Source organism: Streptosporangium sp. NPDC000095, assembly GCF_042899335.1.
Taxonomy (GTDB): domain Bacteria; phylum Actinomycetota; class Actinomycetes; order Streptosporangiales; family Streptosporangiaceae; genus Streptosporangium.
Genome location: NZ_JBIAZS010000005.1, coordinates 14987 through 37113 on the forward strand (window position 1 = coordinate 14987; position 22127 = coordinate 37113).

At 69.3% G+C, this 22127-nt stretch carries 21 protein-coding genes; 6 read left to right on the forward strand and 15 right to left on the reverse strand.

Translation table 11 applies throughout. The annotated features are described in order from the left end of the window. Nucleotides 1-17: 17 nt before the first annotated feature. Genes ACFY3V_RS13205 through ACFY3V_RS13215 form a run of 3 tightly spaced genes read right to left on the reverse strand, consistent with a single transcriptional unit; the run spans nt 18 to nt 3901 of the window. A complete protein-coding gene (locus tag ACFY3V_RS13205; RefSeq protein ID WP_350948670.1) occupies nt 18-1262 on the reverse strand; it encodes a spermidine/putrescine ABC transporter substrate-binding protein in 1245 nt (414 codons plus the stop codon). 7 nt (nt 1263-1269) lie between these two features. Next, a complete protein-coding gene (locus ACFY3V_RS13210) occupies nt 1270-2418 on the reverse strand; it encodes an ABC transporter ATP-binding protein (RefSeq protein WP_362897747.1) in 1149 nt (382 codons plus the stop codon). A 25-nt stretch (nt 2419-2443) separates the two neighbouring features. Continuing rightward, nucleotides 2444-3901 (reverse strand): gamma-aminobutyraldehyde dehydrogenase, encoded by a 1458-nt coding sequence (locus ACFY3V_RS13215; protein WP_389772989.1) that lies wholly within the window; start codon nt 3899-3901, stop codon nt 2444-2446. Between the two features lie 193 nt (nt 3902-4094). Between ACFY3V_RS13215 and ACFY3V_RS13220 the strand changes: the two genes are divergently transcribed. The 3 genes from ACFY3V_RS13220 to ACFY3V_RS13230 all read left to right on the forward strand — a co-directional run bounded on the left by ACFY3V_RS13220 (nt 4095) and on the right by ACFY3V_RS13230 (nt 6327). After that, on the forward strand, nt 4095-4589 hold the full coding sequence (locus ACFY3V_RS13220; RefSeq protein WP_329091340.1) for an Lrp/AsnC family transcriptional regulator: 495 nt from the start codon (nt 4095-4097) through the stop codon (nt 4587-4589). Nucleotides 4590-4789: 200 nt separating this feature from the next. Continuing rightward, a complete protein-coding gene (locus ACFY3V_RS13225) occupies nt 4790-5659 on the forward strand; it encodes an ATP-binding cassette domain-containing protein (protein ID WP_389772992.1) in 870 nt (289 codons plus the stop codon). After that, nucleotides 5656-6327, forward strand: coding sequence for a hypothetical protein (locus tag ACFY3V_RS13230; RefSeq protein ID WP_389772995.1), 672 nt, complete (start codon nt 5656-5658; stop codon nt 6325-6327). The genes ACFY3V_RS13225 and ACFY3V_RS13230 overlap by 4 nt, the downstream gene beginning before the upstream one ends. Nucleotides 6328-6361: 34 nt before the next feature. On the opposite strand, the gene rlmN is transcribed toward ACFY3V_RS13230, so the two are convergent. Then, on the reverse strand, nt 6362-7486 hold the full coding sequence (gene rlmN, locus ACFY3V_RS13235) for a 23S rRNA (adenine(2503)-C(2))-methyltransferase RlmN (RefSeq protein ID WP_362897739.1): 1125 nt from the start codon (nt 7484-7486) through the stop codon (nt 6362-6364). Between the two features lie 72 nt (nt 7487-7558). Here rlmN and ACFY3V_RS13240 point away from each other — a divergent pair, with 72 nt between their 5' ends. Continuing rightward, nucleotides 7559-8650 (forward strand): suppressor of fused domain protein, encoded by a 1092-nt coding sequence (locus ACFY3V_RS13240; protein WP_389772998.1) that lies wholly within the window; start codon nt 7559-7561, stop codon nt 8648-8650. Between the two features lie 115 nt (nt 8651-8765). Here ACFY3V_RS13240 and ACFY3V_RS13245 read toward each other — a convergent pair whose 3' ends face one another. The 6 genes from ACFY3V_RS13245 to ACFY3V_RS13270 all read right to left on the reverse strand — a co-directional run bounded on the left by ACFY3V_RS13245 (nt 8766) and on the right by ACFY3V_RS13270 (nt 14155). After that, nucleotides 8766-9635: a phosphatidate cytidylyltransferase gene (locus tag ACFY3V_RS13245; RefSeq protein ID WP_389773001.1), complete on the reverse strand. Its 870-nt coding sequence runs from the start codon at nt 9633-9635 to the stop codon at nt 8766-8768. Between the two features lie 56 nt (nt 9636-9691). After that, nucleotides 9692-10249, reverse strand: a complete 558-nt coding sequence (frr, locus tag ACFY3V_RS13250) for a ribosome recycling factor (protein WP_362505019.1) — start codon at nt 10247-10249, stop codon at nt 9692-9694. Nucleotides 10250-10610: 361 nt separating this feature from the next. Further along, nucleotides 10611-11378, reverse strand: a complete 768-nt coding sequence (pyrH, locus tag ACFY3V_RS13255; protein ID WP_386201145.1) for a UMP kinase — start codon at nt 11376-11378, stop codon at nt 10611-10613. 50 nt (nt 11379-11428) lie between these two features. Beyond that, nucleotides 11429-12262 carry a translation elongation factor Ts gene (gene tsf, locus ACFY3V_RS13260; protein ID WP_362897733.1) on the reverse strand — a complete coding sequence of 278 codons (834 nt, stop codon included), beginning with the start codon at nt 12260-12262 and terminating at the stop codon, nt 11429-11431. Nucleotides 12263-12373: 111 nt separating this feature from the next. Then, nucleotides 12374-13306, reverse strand: coding sequence for a 30S ribosomal protein S2 (rpsB, locus tag ACFY3V_RS13265; protein ID WP_389773006.1), 933 nt, complete (start codon nt 13304-13306; stop codon nt 12374-12376). 228 nt (nt 13307-13534) lie between these two features. After that, on the reverse strand, nt 13535-14155 hold the full coding sequence (locus tag ACFY3V_RS13270; RefSeq protein WP_362897729.1) for a metalloregulator ArsR/SmtB family transcription factor: 621 nt from the start codon (nt 14153-14155) through the stop codon (nt 13535-13537). Nucleotides 14156-14273: 118 nt separating this feature from the next. On the opposite strand from ACFY3V_RS13270, the gene ACFY3V_RS13275 reads away from it, so the two are divergent. Continuing rightward, entirely contained in the window at nt 14274-15611 is a 1338-nt protein-coding gene (locus ACFY3V_RS13275; protein ID WP_389773009.1) for an MFS transporter, read from the forward strand. Nucleotides 15612-15655: 44 nt separating this feature from the next. Here the strand turns inward: ACFY3V_RS13275 and ACFY3V_RS13280 are convergent, their stop codons facing one another. Beyond that, nucleotides 15656-17008 carry a CoA transferase gene (locus ACFY3V_RS13280; protein ID WP_389773012.1) on the reverse strand — a complete coding sequence of 451 codons (1353 nt, stop codon included), beginning with the start codon at nt 17006-17008 and terminating at the stop codon, nt 15656-15658. A 491-nt stretch (nt 17009-17499) separates the two neighbouring features. Between ACFY3V_RS13280 and ACFY3V_RS13285 the strand changes: the two genes are divergently transcribed. Next, nucleotides 17500-17886, forward strand: a complete 387-nt coding sequence (locus tag ACFY3V_RS13285; protein WP_389773015.1) for a murein hydrolase activator EnvC family protein — start codon at nt 17500-17502, stop codon at nt 17884-17886. An 85-nt stretch (nt 17887-17971) separates the two neighbouring features. On the opposite strand, the gene dprA is transcribed toward ACFY3V_RS13285, so the two are convergent. From dprA to ACFY3V_RS13305, 4 genes are all read right to left on the reverse strand, one after another. Further along, nucleotides 17972-19462: a DNA-processing protein DprA gene (gene dprA, locus ACFY3V_RS13290; RefSeq protein WP_389773018.1), complete on the reverse strand. Its 1491-nt coding sequence runs from the start codon at nt 19460-19462 to the stop codon at nt 17972-17974. Further along, the gene (locus ACFY3V_RS13295; protein WP_389773021.1) at nt 19459-21105 is read right to left on the reverse strand and encodes a YifB family Mg chelatase-like AAA ATPase; all 1647 of its coding nucleotides are present in this window, start codon (nt 21103-21105) and stop codon (nt 19459-19461) included. Before ACFY3V_RS13295 ends, dprA begins: the two co-directional genes overlap by 4 nt. A gap of 77 nt (nt 21106-21182) precedes the next feature. Then, a complete protein-coding gene (locus ACFY3V_RS13300; RefSeq protein ID WP_389773024.1) occupies nt 21183-21542 on the reverse strand; it encodes a YraN family protein in 360 nt (119 codons plus the stop codon). Nucleotides 21543-21793: 251 nt separating this feature from the next. After that, on the reverse strand, nt 21794-22117 hold the full coding sequence (locus tag ACFY3V_RS13305) for a DUF2469 domain-containing protein (protein WP_350948689.1): 324 nt from the start codon (nt 22115-22117) through the stop codon (nt 21794-21796). Between the last annotated feature and the right edge of the window lie 10 nt (nt 22118-22127).

The following is a 22127-nucleotide window of genomic DNA, read 5'->3' on the forward strand; positions in this document are numbered from 1 at the left end:
TTCGCTCTCTCATCCGCCTAGCCCTGCGTGACGGGTTGGAAGATGTCCTCGAAGATCTTCTCATCCGCGGAGGTGAGCGTCTTGTACGACCGCAGCTTGGCCATGTCCTCCTCCGAGGGGAAGATCAGCGGGCTCTCGGCGATCTGCTCCAGCGTCTTCTTCTCCTCCCCCGTCGCCTTGGCCGCGTCGGCGAGGACGAGATCCTTCGCGGAGGAGACCGGGGTGATGAAGTTGATGTACTCGACCAGCATCGTGGCGATCTTGGGCTGGTAGACGTAGTCCATGTAGGTGAGCGCGTCGACCGGGTTCTGCGCGGTCTTCGGGATGCACATGTTGTCGGTCCAGATCGTGCCGCCCTCCTCGGGCACCACGAACTTCAGGTCCTTGCCCTCGGCGACCTGCTGGAAGATGTCGCCCGACCAGGCCATGGTGATCCAGATGTCGCCCCTGGCGAGGGCGTCGACGTAGTCGTTCTCGTAGTACTTGCGCACCAGACCCGCGTCGCGCTGCTCCTTGAGCTTCTCCCCCGCCTTCTTCCAGTCGGCCTCGGTCGACTTGTCGGGGTCGATGCCCAGGGCGAACATGCTGAAGTTGGCGACCTCCTGGGTGTCGAGCATCATGCCGACCTTGCCCTTGTACTTGGGGTTCCAGAGGTCGTGGATGCTCTTGACCTCGTCCACGTACTTGGGGTTGTAGGCGATGCCGGTTACGCCGACCGTCCACGGGATCGTGTGGGCGTTGTTCGGGTCCCAGGTGGGGTTCTTCACCGCGGAGCTCGCGTTCGCCGCGAAGTTCGGCAGCTTGGAGTGATCGAGGGGGACGAGATAGCCCAGCGCGAGGGCCTTGCTCAGCTGGAGGCCGTTGGTGAGGACCATCAGGTCGTAGCCGATGTCGTTGTTGGCGGCGAGCAGCGGCTGGACCTTGCCGAAGAACGTGCTGTTGTCCTGGATCGCCTCCTGGTACTCCACCTTGATGCCGGTGTCGGCGGTGAACAGCTCCAGCGAGGGATACCGCTTGCCGTCCTTGTCGATGTAGAGCGGCCAGTTGGCGAAGCGCAGCGTGTTGTTCTTCTGCTTGGAGCCCCAGTATTCGGCGAGGGCGTCCTTCTGGGGAACGGCCTCCACCTTCTTGCCCTGCACACCGCAGGCGGCGAGGGCGAGGCCGGCGGCCGACATCCCGCCGAGGCGAAGGGCGTCACGACGGGTTACGGAGCGGCTCTGCGTCATGCCTCGCAGAAAGGCGGGGTTCGTGCGGGGGTCCATATCGAGCTCAACTTCCGATCGCGTACGAGTGGTGCGGCAGCCACGACAGCCAGACGGCGTCTCCACGCTCCGCCGTACTCGCGCTGTCCAGTGCGTTCTGCTGGAAGACGGTCACCTCTTCGCCGTGTGCCAGGCAGACCGTGTAACTGGTGTAGAGCCCCAGGTACACCACCTCTGAGACGGTGCCGCGCACGACGCTGAGGTCTCCGACGGGTTGCTCCTCCGTGGTTATCCTGATCTTCTCCGGGCGTACCGTGATCGCGATCGGCTCCCCGGCTCCGAACGATCCGCCCTCGGTGAGGACATGGTCGTCCTCACCCAGCTTAAGCACCGCAAAACCTGACCGGAACCGGTCGACAGTGCCGCTGAGCAGGTTGGACGTGCCGATGAACCCTGCCACGAAGGCGGTCGCGGGCCGCTCGTAGATCTCTCTGGGGCTGCCGAGCTGCTCGACCATGCCGTCGTTCATGACGGCGATGCGGTCACTCATCGTGAGCGCCTCGCTCTGGTCGTGAGTGACGTACACGAAGGTGATGCCGACCTCGCGCTGGATGCGCTTGAGCTCGATCTGCATGGCCTGGCGAAGCTTGAGGTCGAGGGCGCCGAGGGGCTCGTCCAGCAGGAGGGCACGGGGGTTGTTCACCAGGGCGCGGGCGAGGGCGACCCGCTGCTGCTGGCCTCCGGACATCTCCCTGGGGCGGCGTTTCTCGCGCCCGGTGAGGTCGACGATCTCCAGGATCTCGCCGACCCGGCGCTTGATCTCGGCCTCGGCGACCTTCTTGCGCCTGAGGCCGAACGCGACGTTCTCCCAGACGTTCATGTGCGGGAAGAGGGCGTAGGACTGGAAGACCATGTTGACGTCGCGCCGGTTGGGAGGGACGTCGGTGACGTCCTGACCGTGCAGCCGTACGGTGCCACCCGAGGGATCCTCGAACCCGGCGATCATGCGCATGGTGGTGGTCTTGCCACAGCCCGAGGGGCCGAGGAGGGAGAAGAACTCCCCCTCGGCGATCGACAGGGTGACACCCTTGACCGCCTGGACGACCTCGCCGTGGGAGACGTACTCCTTGACGACCCCGTCGAGTTCGATCGCGGGCACGTGGGACGAGTGGGAGACGGCGTCTGCCGTCTCCGTGCCCGCCTGAATTTCGGTCATGCCAGGCTTATCCCTCTGTTCGCGGCTATTCGCCGATGTAGTGCATGACGTGCTTGACGCGCAGGTAGTCGTGCAGGCCGAAAACGGACAGGTCCTTGCCGTAACCGGAGTGCTTGAAGCCTCCGTGCGGCATCTCCGAGACGAACGGGATGTGGGTGTTGACCCATACCACGCCGAAGTCGAGGCGGTTCGACACCCTCATCGCCCGGCCGTGGTCGGAGGTCCACACCGAGCCGGACAGGCCGTACTTGACGCCGTTGGCCTTGGCGACCGCGTCGGCCTCGTCGGTGAAGGTCTGGACGGTGATGACCGGCCCGAACACCTCGTTCTGCACCATCTCGTCGTCCTGCCTGAGGCCGTCGACGACGGTGGGGGCGAAGAAGTAACCGCGGTCGCCGACCCGGTTCCCGCCGGTCAGGACCTTGGCGTGGCCGGGGGCCCGGTCGATGAAGCCGGTGACGCGGGCCAGCTGGTCGGCGTTGTTGAGCGGGCCGTACAGGGCGCTCTCCTCGGAGAGGTCTCCGGTCACGGTGCTCGCCGCCGCCTCGGTGAGCGCGGCCACGAACTCGTCGTGGACGTCCTCGTGGACCAGCACGCGGCAGGCCGCGGTGCAGTCCTGCCCCGCGTTGTACAGGCCCGCGGTGGCGATGGACTCCGCGGCGGACTTGAGGTCCTTGACGTCGTCGAACACGATGACGGGCGCCTTGCCGCCCAGCTCCAGGTGGACCCGCTTGAGGTCCTCGGCGGCGCTCCTGGCCACGGCCATTCCCGCGCCGACGGAACCGGTGATCGCGACCATCGAGGCGGTCGGGTGACCGACGACCAGCGCGCCGGTCTCCCGGTCACCGACGACGACGTTGAAGACGCCCTTGGGCAGGACGTCTCCGATGATCTCGGCCAGCTTGACCGTGGAGACGGGGGTGGTGTCGGAGGGCTTGAGCACCACGGTGTTGCCCGCGGCGAGCGCCGGGGCGATCTTCCAGACCGCCATCATCATCGGGTAGTTCCAGGGGGTGACCTGGCCCACCACGCCGATCGGCTCGTGCCTGATGACGGAGGTGTGGTCGGCGAGGAACTCGCCGGACGTCGGGCCCTCCAGCGTGCGCGCGGCCCCCGCGAAGAAGCGGAAGTGGTCGGAGGCGACCGGGGTCTCGTCCTCGGCCATCCGGGCGCGCGGCTTGCCGGTGTTGAGGCACTCGGCCTCGTTCAGCTCATCGGCCCTCGTGTCGATCGCGTCGGCCACCTTGAGGAGGAGGTTGGCGCGCTCGCCCGGGGTGGCCTGGCTCCATGACTCGAACGCGGCGGCGGCCGCGGCGTACGCCGCGTCGATGTCCTCGGTGCCCGAGACGGGGGCCTTAAGGTAGATCTCGCCGGTGCACGGATCGATGACGTCGGAGAACCGGCCGCTCCTGCCCTCCACGAGCTCGCCGTCGATGTAGTTCCGCAGGCGGGGGAGTTCGTTGGTCTCAACCGGGGTGGTCACCGTCGGCCTCCTATGGATCGGGGCTGAGTTGTCGCGACTCTTACAGAGCGAGAGTCCCACGACAAGGGATTTCGTTGTTAAGATACCAAATTGCTACGAAATCGCTTGACAGAGGCGCCGGAACTGACAGCATGTCGCATCGGAGCCGCAACATGCCGGCAACAGCCCCGCAACATGACGCCAGGGAGCGCCCATGACGACGCCGCCCAAGGTTCGCCGCGAAAACGACGCCAGGCCCGGCCCCGTCGTCCTCGACGAGATCTCCAAGCAGATCATCGAGCAACTGCAGACGGACGGGCGCAAGCCGTACGCCGCGATCGGCAAGGCCGTGGGGCTCTCCGAGGCCGCCGTACGCCAGCGGGTGCAGCGCCTGCTCGACGCCGGAGTCATGCAGATCGTCGCGGTGACCGACCCGCTCACCCTGGGCTTCCCCCGTCAGGCCATGATCGGCATCAAATGCGAAGGCGACCTGGAGACGGTGGCCGACGAGCTGTCCGCCATCAGGGAGATCGACTACGTGGTGCTGACCGCGGGGTCGCTCGACATCATGGTCGAGGTCGTCTGCGAGAGCGACCAGCATCTTCTGGAGATCCTCGGCAAGATCCGGGCCATCCCGACCGTCAGGGCCACCGAGACCTTCGTCTATCTCAAGCTTCACAAGCAAACCTACTCCTGGGGTACCCGCTGACAGGCCCCCGAGCACTCCCCCGCCGTGTGGCGGCGAACCGGGAGAGGCCGAGAAATCGAGCGTGGTGAGCCGGGTGACCTACCGAGCGCGGCTTCCTGGAAATCCTCTTATTTTCTTGTCTATCAGGTCGAGCCCGCTTCCAGGGGGCAGATCGCATCACGGCCGGCGATCAACGGCGAACTCCGGCATGATCACCGGTAATGTTGCGGTTCATGCGGCTCTCCACGGTGTCCTTTCGATACTCGCGGCGCGGCCCCTGGATCCTGCGGGACGTCGAGCTCACCGTCCGCCCCGGTTCCGTCATCGAGGTCACCGGCCGCAACGGCGCCGGAAAATCGACGCTGCTGCGGCTGATGGCGGGATTCGTCCCTCCGTCCCAAGGTTCGATCGCCGACCGGCCCGAGGTCATCGGCTACGCCCCCGACGTGTTCCCGGTGGACCAGCCGTTCACCGTCGCCGCCTACCTCGCCCACATGCGCAGGATCCGAGGGCTCTCCTCCTCCGCCTCCGCGGCCGGGGACCTGGCGGAGCGGCTGAACGCGGCCCATCTGCTGGACCAGCCGCTCGGTGACCTGTCCAAGGGCAGCGCGCAGAAGATCGGGCTCATCCAGTCGCTGCTCGCCCCACCGGACCTGCTGATCCTGGACGAGCCCTTCGCCGGGCTCGACGAGCAGACCCGCACCGAACTCCCCGTGATCATCGAAGAGATCGCCGCGCGCGGCGGTACGGTCGTGGTCAGCGACCACCAGAACCAACTTCGGCACTTCCCCGGCGCCGATCACTGGCTCGTCGCGAACGGCGACGTCACCGTCGGCGCCCGCGACTCCGCGGCACTTCCCACCCCCGCTCCGCAGGACTCCCCCGCTCCGCAGGACTCCCCCGCTCCGCGAGACACCCCGGAAACCCGGCCCTCCCCGGACACCGCGAAGGAGCACTCGCCGCCCCCTCGATCCCCCTCGGAAAGCTCATCCTCGCAGGTGGTGATCGAGGTGATCGTGGACGCGGGCGACGCCGACGAGGTGGAGCAGAAGCTCCGTGCCGACGGCTACCTCACCAGGCGGTCATCGTGATCCATCTCGTCCGCTTCAAGCTCTCCGCCTACGCCCGGTCACACCGGCTGTTCCAGCCGACGATCGGGCTCTTCGCCATGCTGTTCGTCTTCTACTCGACGCTCGCCCCGCCGGGTAAGGAGCTGCCCGCGTACGCGGACTCGGCCGGTTTGCTGATCCTCGTCTTCGCCTGGGCCGCCCGAGGGCTGCTCGACACCGAACCTCCGACGCAGCGGCTGATCTCCATGACGGCCGCCGGACGTCCCGGCCGCGAGATCGGAGCCGGGCTGCTCGCCGCGCTCACCGTCAACCTCGGCATGGCGGCGATCGCGGTCGGGCTACCGCTGCTGCACGGCTTCGCCGCCATGCCCGCCCCCGCCGACCTGGCGAGCGGCGTCGCGCTGCACGGGCTCGGCGTGAGCGCGGGAACGGCCCTGGGCGCCCTCACCAGCCGCCCGATCCTCGCCTCCCCGGCCGTCTCGATGCTCGCCCTCCTCGGCGGCTATCTCGCCCTGCTGCTGATCAGCCTCACCCCCGCGGGCCACCTCGCGGTGCCGATCATGCCCTGGATGCGCGCCGCCAACGCCGGCCTGCTCGGGGAGGTCCTGCTCCCCATCTCCGCCGCCACCCTCTTCTGGACCGCCGCGAGCCTCCTGCTGTACACACGCCTGCGCCGCCTGAACCCCTGAACCCCTGAACCGAGGTTTTCCTACACGGTGAGGGCTACTCGGCGGCGGCGAGCTGGCCGCAGGCGCCGTCGATCTCACGGCCTCGGGTGTCGCGGACCGTCACCGGCACGCCGTGATACTCCAGGCGCCGGACGAAGGCCCGCTCGTCCTCCGGACGGGAGGCGGTCCACTTGGAACCCGGGGTCGGGTTGAGCGGGATCAGGTTGACGTGCACCAGCTTGTTCTTGATCAGCTTGCCGAGCAGGTCGGCGCGCCACTCCTGGTCGTTGATGTCCTTGATCAGCGCGTACTCGATGGAGACCCGGCGCTTGGTCCTGGCCGCGTAGTCCCAGGCCGCGTCGAGGACCTCGGCGACCTTCCAGCGGGTGTTGATCGGCACCAGGGTGTCGCGGAGCTCGTCGTCGGGGGCGTGCAGCGAGAGCGCGAGCGTCACCGGCAGGCCCTCGGCCGCGAGCTTGCCGATCGCCGGGACCAGGCCGACCGTGGAGACGGTGACGCCCCTGGCGGAGATGCCCAGGCCGTCGGGGGCGGGCTCGACCATGCGGCGCACGGCCCCGATCACGGCCTTGTAGTTGGCAAGCGGCTCGCCCATCCCCATGAAGACCACGTTGCTGACCCGTCCCGGACCACCCGGGACGTCACCGGCCGCGAGCGCGCGGGCCCCGGCGACGACCTGCTCGACGATCTCGGCGGTGGTCATGTTACGGGTCAGACCCGCCTGGCCCGTGGCGCAGAACGGGCAGTTCATACCGCATCCGGCCTGCGACGACACGCACATCGTCGTACGGTCGCTGTAGCGCATGAGGACCGACTCGACCAACGCGCCGTCGAAGAGCCGCCACAGCGTCTTGCGGGTGGTGCCGGCGTCGGTGGTCATCTCCTTGACCGAGGTGAGCAGTTTGGGGAACAGCGCGGTGGCGAACTTCTCCCTCGCCGCGGCCGGAAGGTCCGTCATCAGCTCGGGATCACCGTTGAGCTTCTCGAAGTAGTGCCGGGAGAGCTGGTCGGCGCGGAACGGCTTCTCACCCAGCTCGGCGACGACCGCGCGGCGCTCGGCCATGGTCAGGTCGGCCAGGTGGCGGGCGGGCTTGGCCCGGCGCGGCGCCACGAAGGTGAGCTGGCCGGGTGCGGGGGTCCCGGACGGGCTGACGGTCGACAAGTCCAACGCCTTCTCTCAACGGTTACGCGATTGCTCGAAGCGGTGCCCGACAGTGATCTAGAGTCCGGAGGTATGGCGACAAACCGCCCCACGGGCCCCGCAGGAGAGCGGGGAGACGGCGTCGAGGTCGTGCTTACCGACATCAATCCCTACGGAAGCCGCACCCTGGTGGTCGAACGTGACGAGACTTCCTCGGTAGCTTACCTGTGCGGGCCGGGAGGGACGGTGCACGGAGCCGTCTGGCTGGCCAACCACGGCCCGGCCCCGGACGGAATCGACCAGGACCGCCTGGAGGCCGAACTACCACCGGTCGCCCCCAGGGCGAACACCCGTCACCCCGGCGGCAGAGGACCCCTGGGCGCGCTGCGATCGCTGTGGTTCGAGGAGGGCGACGGCGTCGCCCTGTACGAGAACGACGAGCTGCTCGCGGTCATTCCTGGATGGGCGGACATGAGCCGGGGAATGCCCGGCTACTCCCGTGACGCTCTGGGCGAGTCCCCGTTCGCCTGGTCGCTGGAGGATGCCCACGACGGCCTGGCCCCTCGGATCTCCAAGGCTCGCGCCTACTGGGAGTGGCGTGGCGGAGACGGGGCCTGGGCCTCGTTCCAGCAGTTCGTGATGGGTCACCTGGACCGCAAGGTCGGCACCGCGGGCAGATTCTGGGACGCGGGGGGCGAGCGGATGCCCGCGGTGGGCGTCACGGAACGCCCACCGGAACGCGGCAGGGAGCACACGATCCTGTCCACGGTCGGGATGAGCTGCCAGCGGATGCCCACCGTCGAGCAGTACATCGACCGTCCGGACGCGTACGCGCGGGTGGAGCTCGCCGTCGCCTCCCCTGGTGACGCCCGCGACGCGGCCCGGCTGTTCCTGTGGCTGGGGCAGTATCCGTGGCACTCGGTCACCTGGCTGGGGCACGGCCACACCGCCAGGTGGTATCACCGCCCTGAGACCTTCCCGCTCGGCTCCGCCTACGGCGGTGTGATGATGCTGACCGGGCTGCCGGGACTGCCCGACCTGTCGGGTTTCTCCTTCGGCGGCGACTCCGTCCAGTGGCTCTGGCTCGTCCCGATCACCCCGGACGAGCTGAGCCTGGTCTCCGCCGAGGGCTACCGGGCGGTGCTGCCGCGCCTGTCCGCGACCCGGCTCACCGGGGCGGGATGATCGACGCCCTCCCTGACTCGTACGGGTGACGACCGCACCGCGCCCGGGCGGGATACCACGGGCGGCCTCAGAGCAGGGCAGGTCCGGACCGGGGCGGGGCCCGACCGGGGCGGGCTCAGACCAGCAGGGTGAGCAGTACCCAGACCGGGATCAGCGTGGCGACGAGGGAGTCGAGGCGGTCCATCATGCCGCCGTGGCCGGGAAGCACGCTGCCCATGTCCTTGACCCCGAGATCTCGCTTGATCACCGACTCGATCAGGTCGCCGAGCGTGGCGAAGACCACCACGACCGCGCCGATCAGGACGCCCTTCCAGATGTCGGCCTCCAGCAGCCACGCCACCAGCCAGCCGCCCACCGCCATGCAGGCCAGCGCCGACCCCGCGAAGCCCTCCCAGGTCTTCTTCGGGCTGATCACCGGGGCCATCTTGTGCTTGCCCAAGGTAATTCCGGCGAAATATCCGCCGATATCGCTCGCGGCGGTGGTGGCGATGAAGACGACCACCCGGTCGGGACCCTGGTCGGGGTTGGCGAGCAACAGCGCCACGAACCCGACGAGCAGGGAGGGATAGACGACGACCAGGATGGTCGCGGCGGTGTCGCGGACGTAGTTCTCCGTGCCCAGGAACATCCGCCAGATCATCAGCCCGAGCACGGTCATCGCGAAGACGCCGACCAGCCAGGCCGTCCCGCCCCAGGCCGAGCCGGTCAGATCCCCGCCCCAGTAGGCCGCGGCCAGCATCGCGGCCATGCCTGCCAGCACCGGGACGAGGGGGACCTTGATGCCTCTGGCCTCGAACGAGCGGACCAGCTCCGTCACTCCGATACCCACCGCGGCGACCACCACGGCGAGGAAGAGCACCTTCACGAAGTAGAGGGAGGCGATGATGATCGCCGCCAGGGCGAGCCCCACCGCCACCGCGACGGGGAGATTACGGCCGGTACGGCTACTGCCCGCCACGGGTTCCACAGGGGGTCCTACTTTCATACCTACACAAAATCCTTGTCCCGCACGGACGGCCCGCGCGGGACAAGGATCATGGCTCAAACCTCGAGCAGCTCGGCTTCCTTGTGCTTGAGCAGCTCGTCGATCTTGGCGACATGCTTCTGGGTGAGGTCGTCGAGCTCCTTCTCCGCCCGGCGCACCTCGTCCTCGCCGGCCTCGCCATCCTTGATCATCTTGTCCAGGGTCTCCTTGGCGCTGCGCCGGATGTTGCGAATGGAGACCTTGGAGTGCTCCGCCTTGTTCCTGGCGACCTTGATGTACTCCCTGCGGCGCTCCTCCGACAACTCGGGGAAGGCCACCCGGATCACCGCTCCGTCGTTACCGGGGTTCACACCGAGGTCCGAGTTGCGGATCGCCTTCTCGATCGCGGCCATCGAGCTCTTGTCGAAAGGCTGGATGATGACCATGCGCGCCTCGGGCACGTGGAACGAGGCGAGTTGCTGAATGGGGGTGGGTGTCCCGTAGTACTCAGCGCTGATCTTGTTGAACATCGACGGGGTGACCCGACCCGTGCGGATGCCCGCGAAGTCGTCCTTCGCCACCGACACAGCCTTGTCCATCTTTTCCTCGGCTTCGAGGAGGGTTTCGTCGATCACAGCGGCTCCCTGTCTTCTCGGTCACTCCCCATCCTCACGCACTTCGCGGGAGGCCATCACGCCGGAGGTCCACCGGACCACCACAATGGCGTACCGCTCGGCTCGCTACGTCAGGTTCGCACCCTGTCTTCTCGGTCACGCGCCCTCCTCGCTCGCTTCACGGAACGCTCCTACCTCGCGTACCACTCCGCCGGCTACGTCGGGCTCGCTTCCCGTCCTCTGGTCGCTCACCACTCCTCGCTCGCTTCACGGGACGCTCCTACCTCGCGTACCACTCCACCAGCTACGTCGGGCTCGCTTCTTGCGCTACCGGCTCGTCACCGTGCCGACCCTGGCACCGTGTCGGCCCCGTGCCGGTTCGTCACCGTGCCGGGCTCACCAGCGTGCCGATCTTCTCACCGCGTACCGCCCGCATGATGTTGCCCTCACCCATGAGGTCGAAGACCACGATGGGAAGGTTGTTGTCCATGCACAGGCTGATGGCGGTGGCGTCCATGACCCCGAGGCCACGGGTCAGCACCTCACCGTATTCGAGATGGTCGAACCGGACGGCGTCAGGGTTCTTACGGGGGTCGGCATCGTAGACGCCGTCCACCTGGGTCCCCTTGAGCAGCGCCTCGGCGCCGATCTCCAGCGCTCGCTGGGCGGCGCAGGTGTCGGTGGAGAAGAACGGCGAGCCGAGCCCCGCCCCGAAGATGACCACGCGGCCCTTCTCCAGGTGGCGGATGGCACGGCGGGGCAGGAACGGCTCCGCGACCTGCTGCATGGTGATCGCCGTCTGAACGCGGGTGTCGATCCCCCGCTTCTCCAGGAAGTCCTGGAGGGCCAGACAGTTGATGACCGTGCCGAGCATGCCCATGTAGTCGGCCCTCGCGCGGTCCATGCCGCGCTCGGACAGGGTGGCGCCCCGGAACATGTTGCCGCCGCCCACGACGACCGAGACCTGCACGCCGCCGCGGACGGCCTCGGCGATCGAGTCCGCGAGGTGGCTCACGACGCCCGGGTCTATGCCCAGCGGCTCACCGCCGGCGAACGCCTCCCCGGACAGCTTCAACATCACCCGCTTCCAGCGAAGCGGATCCGAGTACGAAGAAACCGCCGGCGTAGCGGGTCCTGTGTTCTCCTGCACGGCGGCGGCCTCCTCGTTTGATGCTCTGCCTGAAGAGCGGATGTCAGGGATCAGGCCTGGCCGACCTTGAAGCGGACGAAGGCCTGGACCTTGACGCCGTTCTCGTCCGCGAACTTCGCGACCGACTTCTTGTTGTCCTTGACGAAGGACTGCTCAAGGAGGGTGAAGTCCTTGTACCAGCCGTTGACCCGGCCATCAACGATCTTGCCGATGGCGGCCTCGGGCTTGCCCTCCTCGCGGGTCATCTCCTCGAAGAGCGCGCGCTCCTTCTCGATGACGTCGGCCGGGACCTCGGCGGGGCTGAGGTACTTCGGGGCCATCGCCGCGGCGTGCTGCGCGATGTCCTTGGCGACGTCGCCGTTCGGCGAGTCGAGCTGCACGAGCACGCCGACCGCCGGGGGGAGCTGAGGGTCGGTCTTGTGCATGTAGGCGCCGATGAAACCGCCCTCGAGCACGGCGAACCGACGGATCTCGATCTTCTCGCCGAGCGCGGCGTTGGCCTCGTCGAGGTGCGTCTTGACGGTCTTGCCGGCGAGCTCGGAGTCGAGCAGCGAGGGCACGTCGGACGGCTTGGTGGCCAGGATGTGGTCGACCACCTGGGCCGCGAGCTCCTGGAAACGCTCGCCCTTGGCGACGAAGTCGGTCTCGCAGTTGAGCTCGAGCAGCGCGGCGGCGGAGTCACCCTCCTGCTTCAGGGCGACCAGGCCGTTGGAGGCGGTGCGGGCCTCACGCTTGCCGACGTCCTTGGCGCCCTTGAGGCGGAGGATCTCGACCGCGCGGTCGAAGTCGCCCTCGGACGACTCGAGAGCCTTCTTGCAGTCCATCATGCCGGCGGCGGTCAGCTCACGAAGCCGCTTGACGTCGGCCATGTTCACGGAAGCCATTGTCTTTTCCTCGTGGGAATCGTCGTGGATCGGGTGGGTGCCCCAACTGAGCGGCACCCACCCGGAAGGGTCTTGCGGGTCGTACGGCCGAAGGAGCCGTACGGAAGTGACCTAGGCCTGCTTCTCGGTGGACTCGGCCTCGGCGGCCGGAGCGTCCGCGACCTCGGCGGCGGGAGCCTCCGCAGCCTCGGCGGGGGCCTCGGTGGTCTCGGCCGGGGCCTCCGCGGTCTCGGCCTCGGCGGCCGGAGCGCTGTCGGCGCCGCCCGCGAGCAGCTCCTGCTCCCACTCGGCCAGCGGCTCGGCGCCACCGGCGACGGCCGGCTTGTCGTCCCCGCCACGGTTGGCGCCGGCGCGGGCCATGAGACCGGCGGCGACGGCGTCGGCGACGACGCGGGTCAGCAGACCGACGGCGCGGATCGCGTCGTCGTTACCCGGGATCGGGTAGTCGACCTCGTCGGGGTCGCAGTTGGTGTCGAGAATGGCCACGACCGGGATGTGAAGCTTGCGAGCCTCGCTGATCCCGATGTGCTCCTTCTTGGTGTCGACGACCCACACGGCGCTCGGGATCCGGGACATGTCCCGGATGCCGCCGAGGGTGCGCTCAAGCTTCTCCTTCTCGCGGCGGCGCATGAGGAGCTCCTTCTTCGTGAGCCCCGAGGCGGCCACGTTGTCGAAGTCGAGCTCCTCCAGCTCCTTCAGGCGCTGGAGCCTCTTGTGCACGGTGGAGAAGTTGGTGAGCATGCCGCCCAGCCAGCGCTGGTTGACATACGGCATGCCGACACGGGCGGCCTGCTCGGCGATGGCCTCCTGGGCCTGCTTCTTCGTGCCGATGAACATGATCGTGCCGCCGTGCGCGACGGTCTCCTTGACGAAGTCGTAGGCCCTGTCGATGAAGGCCAGCGACTTCTGGAGGTCGATGATGTAGATGCCGTTGCGCTCGGTGAAGATGAAGCGCTTCATCTTCGGGTTCCAGCGCCGGGTCTGGTGGCCGAAGTGAACGCCGCTTTCCAGCAGCTGTCGCATGGTGACGACGGGGGTGGACATTGATCGTCCTCCAGATCGGGGCACCCATCTCTGGGCGCTGTTCTCGGTTGGACGCGACAGCCCTCGGCTGTCGCCCTGATGCCCCGAACCGGATCCAGCCGAGCTCTCGCCCGGACCGAGGGATCCCGGTTCTTGACGGGGCATGCGAAGTCGGCCCATGACTCACAGGCCACCAAAAAGTGTACCCGTAACCGCGCCTCTCCCCGACCTTGGGATGTCAAGCACCCCTTACGCGTCGCGTGGAAGGCCGTGCGGCCGGCGCCGGGCCCGGGGGAAGAGGCTGACCTGCGCCTCGGAGACCCGCGCCCCGGGCGGGGCGTCCTCTCGATCCCTGACGGTGGTCTTGTAGGGGGCGAGCAGTTCCTCGATCCGCTCGTTCAGCGCCTTCAACTCCTCGGCGTCGACCAGCAGGAGGAACCGACCGAACAACGCGGCCTCGCGCCACTCACGCGACTCCCGCTCAAGATTCTCCAGCGCCCTGCCCTCCTCGTCCGCCGCCTGCTCCCGATACGCCTTGATCAGGAACTCCTTGGCACCGCGCACGTCCGGGCCGTCGTCCGGGTCTGGGCTGACGCTGAAGCCTGTCGCGCTGGAGCGCCACAGACGCTCCCTGCCGTCACCGCGGCCGTCGTCGCGCACGGGCGCGTCCTCGACGAAGCCGTACTTGGCGAGCATGCGCAGGTGGTAGCTGGCCGCACTGGGGGTGATCCCGACGACCTCGGCGACCTCGGTCGCGGTGCAGGGCCCCTCGGCCTGGAGCCGGTTCAGGATCGCGAGCCGCGCGGGGTGCGCCAGCGCGCGCATCGCGGTGGGATCGGTGAGGGACTTGCGCGTCGATGCCTCGGTCATGTGCAGACCGTACCCACTCCATACGTGAAGCATTGCCTTCATAACTATGAAGGGTTATCTTCACAGTTATGAAGCATTCCTTTCAAAATTTTCGGAGGCGGAAAGGGGACGGGTCACCGTGACCTCCACCACCCCCGTCACCCCTGACGACTCCGCGCCTTCCGCGCGCTCTACGCCCCCCGAGCCCTCCCTGTCCCCCACCGCTCCCGAGTCCTCCGCGGTCAAGCCGGGGCCCCTGCGGAGACAACGCGACTATCGGCTCCTGCTCTCCGCCCGTGCCGTCACCGAGACCGGCACGGAGATCTCCCGGCTCGCGGTACCACTGACCGCCGCCGTCCTGCTCGGCGCGTCCCCGGCCCAGATGGGCATGCTCACCGCCGCGACCTCCCTGCCCTACCTGCTGATCGGTCTCCAGGCGGGTGCCCTCGCCGACCGGCTGAGGCGGCACCGGCCGGTCATGGTCGCCTGTGACACGGTCTCGGCCGTCGCCATGGCCACGATCCCCGCGGCCTGGATCATCGGGTCGCTGAGCGTGCCGTGGCTGATCGCGGTGGCGTTCGTCGTCGGCACCTGCTCGGTGATCTTCCGGGCGGTCAACTTCCCGCACCTGGTCACGGTGGTCCACGAGAGTCAGCGGACCGAAGCCCTCGCGGGTTTCCAGTCGGCCTTCGCCGTGGCGACCGTCGCCGGCCCCGGTCTCGCCGGACTGCTCGTCCAGCTGATCACGGCGCCGTTCGCGCTCCTGGTCGACGCGGTGTCCTTCCTGGCCTCGGCGTTCCTGATCAGATCGATCAAGGCGCCGGAGAACCACGCTCCCGCTCCCCGGCGTGGCATGTGGACCGAGATCCGCGAGGGCCTGGCCACGGTGGCCGGACACCCGACGCTCCGCGCGCTCTGCGGCGCCGGTATCACGATCAACTTCTTCGGCAGCGCCTACATGGCACTGTTCGTGATCTACGCGCTCAACGAGCTCGACCTGGCCGGAGGGCTGGTCGGCGCCATCACCGCCTTCTTCGGCGTCGGCGGCCTGCTCGGCGCGGCCGTCGTCTCGCGCCTGACCGGACGGTACGGCGAGAACCGCATACTGGCCTGCTCCGTACTGCTCTTCCCCGTCGACTTCGTGATCGTCGCGCTCACCTCAGGACCGGTGTGGCGCAGCTTCCTTCTCCTGGCCGTCAGCGCGGTGATCTCCGGCGTGGCCGTCGTGGCCTTCGCCGTCTGCATGGGCGCCATCACCCTGCGCGAGACCCCTGCCGAACTGCGCGGCCGGGTCAACGCCACGCAGGCCTTCATGATCCAGGGTGTCCTCACCCTCGGCGGTCTCGCGGGCGGCCTCTCCGGTGAACTGCTCGGACTGCGCCCGGTGTTCTGGATCTCCGCGGCCGGGGTGCTGACCGCGGCCGCGTGGATCTGGCTCTCCCCGCTGCGCCACCCCTCCGCCCCCCGAACCCGATGACCTCACCCTCCCCCTGACTCGCCTTCCAGAGCCCGCGGAAGACCTCACCACCAGGTGGGCGGGTGCTCGCCCCTCTCCGGAGGCGGGCTCGACCAGTACGGCGACACACCGTCGATCGTTCCTGGCGCCCGGAGATAGGTCAGGCGGCCGAAGGCGCTGTCCATCTCCTCGATCATGCCGGTGACATCGGGCTCCGGCGTGACCGCTCCGTCGACCCTGCCGAGGTCGTCCAGCCATCGCGCGGTCCGGGCCAGGGAGAGCTCCACCCGCCAGGAGCCCCCCTCGGCGGATCGGCGGAGCAGTGCGGCCATCGCGCCGAAGGCGGCCAGGTAACCGGTGGCGTGGTCGAGGACCTGGGCGGGCAGCGGGCGGGGCCGCGCCCCGTCGCCGCCCTCGTGAGCGATGCCGCACACCATCTGCACCAGGCTGTCGAACCCGCGCCTGCCCGCCCACGGCCCCTGCCCTCCGTACGCCGAGACGTCGACGCACACGATCCCCGGCCTGATCTCCGCCAGCCTCCGGGGGCCGAACCCCAGCGCCTCGAGAGCCCCGGGACGGTAGGACTGCACGAACACATCGGCCCCCGCCACCAGGTCGCGCAGTGCGGCGCGCCCGGCCGGGGTCCTCAGGTCGAGATGACAGGAGCGCTTGCCGAACGCGGTGCCGACCACCAGCCCCGGCACCTCGGGAAGGTGCCCGGCACCCACCCGGAGCACCTGGGCACCGTGGGCGGCCAAAGCGCGGGTCGCCACCGGTCCGGCGATCACCCTGGTCAGGTCGAGCACCCGCACCCCGTCGAGCGCCCGCCCTTCCCCACCTTTCGAGGCGCCGGTCCTCGCACCACCCCGGGCTCCGACCCGGGTCAGGTGGACCAGCGGTGACGCGGCGACCGCCCGTGACTGCGGATGCCCACGCCACCCGGCGTGGTCGCGCATGGCCGCGGCGCATCCTCCCGAGGCCGTCACCGCCTCCTCGACCTCAACGGCGCCACGGCTCGCGCAGGCGCGTGCGACGGCGTCCCCGTCCGCCCCCTCGGGCAGTCCGAGCGCCGCGAGGGCCGCGTCACGGTGATGGTCGAAGTTGCAGTGCAGCCGAACCCAGCCGTCGGCGGTGCGGTAGTCACCGGAAAGGGGCGCCCACGGATCCACGGCCGCTCCGTCGATCCTGAAGTGGCGCTCGTCCAGAAAGGCGATCGCCGCCTCCCGCACGTCCACGGCGGCCCGGCTTCCGCCTCCTCTGAGCGCGGCCGCCGCCCCGGTGGCGGCCCCGACGGCGACGGCGGCGGCGGTGCCCACCCGGAAGACGGAGGGCAGTACCGGATCGTCCCCGCTCACCCGTACCGGCGGCAACTCGACGCCCACCTCCGCCGCCAGCTCGCGAATACGCTCTTCGACCACGCGATCCCCGCTCTCACGACGTCCTGGGCCGTCCTTTCTCCCCATCCTCAGTCACGCCTCCCGGCTTGGCCACGTCTACCGCCCACTGTCCACAGAATCCCGTTCGGTCCATCTCCGCCGCAGCACGGGTCTTCATGCTTGCCGACATGAAGACCGTCCACCCCGTGGGGCTGCGAGCCCTGCTGTGCTCACTGGTCCTGGCCACACCGGCTGGCGCCCACCGCGTGACCTCCCTCGCACCCCCCGTAGACGCGACCGGCCGCGCATATGGCACGGCGGCTCCCATGAGCACCCCCGCGACCGCCCGCACGGCCGCGCACGGCCACGCGGGGACGACACCCCCCGCTGGAGCACCCGTCACCTTCCCTTCCGGGGAGTCCGCTTCCATCGCTCCAGGGGGATCCCGTGGCAGGAAGTCCGCTCCCCCTTCCGGAGGGTCCTCTCCTTCTGAGTCCTCCCTCTGGGAATGGCCGCTCAGCGGACGGCCACGGGTGCTCAGGGGCTTCGCGCCACCCGCCCAGCCGTGGCTGGCCGGTCATCGGGGCACCGACCTCTCCGCGTCTCCCGGAGCCGAGGTGCGCGCCGCGGGAACGGGAACGGTCGGTTACGCCGGGCCGCTCGCGGACCGGGGCGTGGTGACCGTGCTCCACCCCGGTGGCCTGCGGACCACCTACCTGCCCGTCCAGCCCTCGGTGCGGCGCGGGCAGGCGGTGGCCGTCGGCGAGGTGATCGGCACCCTTCAGGACGCCCCCGGGCACTGCCCCGCCACCTGCCTGCACTGGGGCCTGCTCCGTGACCGCGCCTATCTCGACCCGTTACTCCTCCTCGGCCACGGCCAGGTCCGTCTGCTTCCCGTGTGGCCCGCCCCGCCCTCATGACCCCACCGAGACCGCGCTGACCGTCACCATCGGCTGGAAGCCACCCGGCCCACCCCGCCCCCATGACCCCACCGAGAAGAGGGCTTCACCCGCCGGGAGGGCGGTCGGGGCGGAGACGCCAGCCCCGGGAGACGCGTTCGACGTAACCCGCGGCGGCCAGACCTCCGAGGCAGGAGAGCACGGTCTCCAGGTCGACGCCCGCGGCAACGGCTATCGTCGCGGGCCCCACACCGACCCGGGTGGGCATGACCTCGACGACCTTCCGGCTCTCGGGGTCGAGCCGATCTCGGGGAAGCACCGGGCCGCGCGGCTCCGGGGCCAGGTCGGTGCCCATCGTTCCGACGAGCTCGATCACCTCTTCGGGACCGGTGACGCAGGTGGCCCTGCCCTGGCGGATCAGCCGATGACACCCCACGGAGAACTCCGAGGTCACCGGGCCCGGCACCGCGGCCAGATGACGGTTGAGCGCGATCGCGTGTCCGGCGGTGTTGAGCGCCCCGCTTCGCACGGCCGCCTCGACGACCACGGTGCCCCTGGTCAGGGCCGCGATGAGGCGGTTTCTGATGAGAAACCTCGGCCTGGTCGGGTGCGCACCCATGGGGCACTCGCTGACCAGCACCCCCTGCGACCGGATGGCGGCGAACAACTGCTGGTGCGCGCTGGGATAGGCGACGTCGGCGCCGCAGGCGAGCACGGCGACGGTCGGCCCCTCACCGGCGAGGGCACCCCGGTGGGCGGCCCCGTCGATGCCGTGCGCACCGCCGGAGACGACCCCCCACCTTCGCTCGCTCAGCCCCGCTCCGAGCTCCGCCGCCACGTGCGCGCCATACGGCGTGGCGGCTCGGGAACCGACGACCGCGACGGATCTGAGGCAGGAGAACCGCAGGTCGGCGTCACCGTGGAGCCAGAGGGCGTGGGGCCGGGAGTCTCCCAGGTCGTCCAGCTGGGTCGGCCATTCGGAATCACCGGGAGTCACCAGCCTCGCCCCTATCCGCTCGCCCTCGGCCAGGTCGCGCTCAGGGTCGGCCGTCCTCAGCCTGGCCGCCCAGGAGGCGACCGTCCTGTCGATCCTGGCCGCGAGCCGCCCATCCCGCACCGCCCCCGAGCCGTCACCCGCCTCAGAGCACTCGCCTTCGGAGCGACCGCATTCGGAGCGACCGCATTCGGAGCGACCGCCGAACAGGACACCGCCGGACGGGACACCGCCGGACAGATCGAGCCTCCCGACCGATAGGCCGGTGACCCCACCCGGCGAGCCGGGGTTGCCGGCAGGTGAGCGGGGGCCTCCAGAACCGGGGCCTCCAAAAGCCGAGCCGGGCTCTGCAGCCGATGAACCGAGATCTCCAAAACCGAGGTCTCCGACCGGCGAGCCGGGATCTCCAACCGGTGGACCGGGGTTTCCGGCCGGGCGGCCGTGGGCGTCGGCGAACCATCGGGTGAGATCCACGCCCGCGGCGCCCTCGCGGATCAGGGCGACGGCGGCCTCGGGACCGCGTAGGGCCACGAGGGCGCCCATCACGGTGTCGCCCGGCTCGGCCAGGCGCATCAGGGTGAGTCGTGCCAGTCTGTCGCTCATCGTTCCTCCCCCAGCCAGAGCCCGAGCGCGGACTGGGTCTCGTGGAGCTCCGGCCGATCCTTGTCCGCGAGATCGGCGAGGGTCCAGGCCACCCGGAGAATCCGATCGAGGCCCCGGGCGCTCAACCGGCCGCTGTCGAGATGCCCGAGCAGCGGGGACATCGCCACTGCCGGTGGCCGGTATTCGGTATGGAGGGCACGGGCGGGCATCTCCGCGTTGCAGCGCCACGGCGTGTTCGCGAACCGCTTGGCGGCCCGCTCACGCGCGAGCAGCACCCGCTCGGCCACCACCCGGCTCGGCTCGATGAAGCGGCGGTCGGCGAGAAGCTCGCGCCTGGTCGAACGGAACAGGCCGACCTTGATGTCCACCCGGTCGAGCAGTGGGCCGGAGAGCCGGGCGAGATAGCGGCGGCGGGCCGCAGGAGCGCACGCGCACGGGTCGTCCGGGGTGGAGGGCCGCGCGCACGGGCACCTGTTGGCCGCCAGCACCAGCACGAACCTGGCAGGGAAGGTCACCGTGGCCAGCGCCCGGGAGACCGTCACCTGCCCCGATTCGAGCGGCTGTCTGAGCGCGTCGAGAACGGTCGTCGAGAACTCGGGGGCCTCGTCCAGGAAGAGCACCCCCCGATGAGCCAGCGAGACGGCCCCCGGACGGATCATCCCACTGCCCCCGCCGATGACGGACGCGACGGTCGCGGTGTGGTGGGGCGCCACGAACGGCGGGCGGACCAGCAGGGGACGGTCCTTGGGCAGCACACCGGCGACCGAGTGGATCGCGGTCACCTCCAGCGCCTGGTCCCGCTCCAGGGTGGGGAGCAGAGTCGGCAACCGCTCGGCGAGCATGGTCTTTCCCGTCCCCGGAGGACCGAGCATCCAGAGGTTGTGCCCGCCGGCGGCGCAGATCTCCAGCGCGCGACGGGCGAGAGGTTGCCCGGCGACGTCTCCCAGATCGGGGACGTCACCGGACTCCTCCCCCGCACCGCAGGCGTCTTCGGGGCCCGCCGCGCCGGGAAGTCCCCGCAGGGCAGGACCCCCGGCTCTCGAATCGCGATCCGCGGCACCGGCCCCGCCTCCCCCGCCCCCACCGGAACCGGCTCCTCCAGAACCGGGCGGGAGGCCCCCTACCGGCCCTTCGGTCCGCAACCAGCTCACCAGCGCGCTCAGCGTGGTCGCCGGAACCACGGTCACCCCCGGCACGAGACCGGCCTCGGCGGCGTTACGAGCCGGAACGACGACGGTGCGGGCACCGGCGGCGACGGCCGCCAGCACGGCGGGGAGCACGCCCCGCACCGGCCTGATCGAGCCGTCCAGGCCCAGCTCGCCCAGGAAGAACGGCTCGGCGACCCTCGCCGCGGGCACGAATCCCGCCGCCGCGAGCAGGGCCATCGCGATCGCGACATCGAACAGGCTTCCGCGTTTGGGCAGGCTGGCGGGGAACAGGCTCACCGTGATCCGGGAGTCGGGCCAGGCGTATCGGCTGTTGACCAGCGCGGAACGGACCCGGTCGCGGGCCTCGCTCAGCGCGGTGTCGAGCATCCCGATGAGGTGGAGACCCGCCACTCCGCTGCCGACATCGGCCTCGACCTCGACGAGACGGCCGGTCACCCCGACCAGGGCCACACAGCGCGTGCGCGCGACGGCCACTCACCTCACCCCCCGAGGGGAGCGAACGATCCATGACAGGCCGGGAGCCTCCGGAGCCCCTGAGAGTCGGGGAGGCATCAGCACACCCCCCGCTCGTGGCGGACGACGAAATCCCCGGCGAACCGCTCCAGGGCGACGACATCGACGCGGATCGCGTCGAACCGGCACCGGTCCTCACACTCGGCGAGCCATCTGGCCGCGAGTCTGCGCAGGCGGGAGATCTTCGCGTCCGTGACCGCCTCGAAGGCGGTGCCGTGACTGCGACCCGAGCGGGTCTTCACCTCCACCGCGACGAGCGTGTCCCCTTCTCGGGCGACGACGTCGATCTCCCCGTTGGGGCACCGCCAGTTGCGATCCAGAATCTGCAGGTCGTGTGCGAGCAGATAGTCGACGGCGAGCTGTTCGCCGTGTTTGCCGAGCTCGTCCTTCGCGGCCATGGAACCACCTCCGGTTCCAGACCTTCGCTCAGCTCACCGCACCGTCGAGGAACCGAATGCGGATCTGTGGAAAACCGGCCGGGCAGCGCGCACGCCTGTGGACAACCTCTCGTGTCCACTCGATCACGTACGGTGCCTCAGGTCGCTCGGCTGCCCTCACCTGTTCTCAAGAGCCCTCTGAGCCTCAAGAGCCCCCTGGAGCCCCCGACCGTCCGTGGGCGAACCCCCTCAAGGCCGTCGAGGAAAGCCGCTCAGGAGGAGAAACCCTCCTTTGGCATCTCCAGGTCGGGCTTGGCGAGCTCCTCGACGTTCACGTCCTTGAAGGTCACCACACGGACGTTCTTGACGAACCTCGCCGGGCGGTACATGTCCCAGACCCAGGCGTCCTGCATCTTCACGTCGAAGAACACGTCACCGTTCTCGGCGGTGCGCACGTCAAGATCGACGGAATTGGTGAGATAGAAGCGCCGCTCGGTCTCCACGACATAGGTGAAGAGTCCGACAACGTCGCGGTACTCACGGTAAAGCTGCAGCTCCATCTCGGCTTCGTACTTTTCGAGATCCTCTGCGCTCATACCGGTCCTC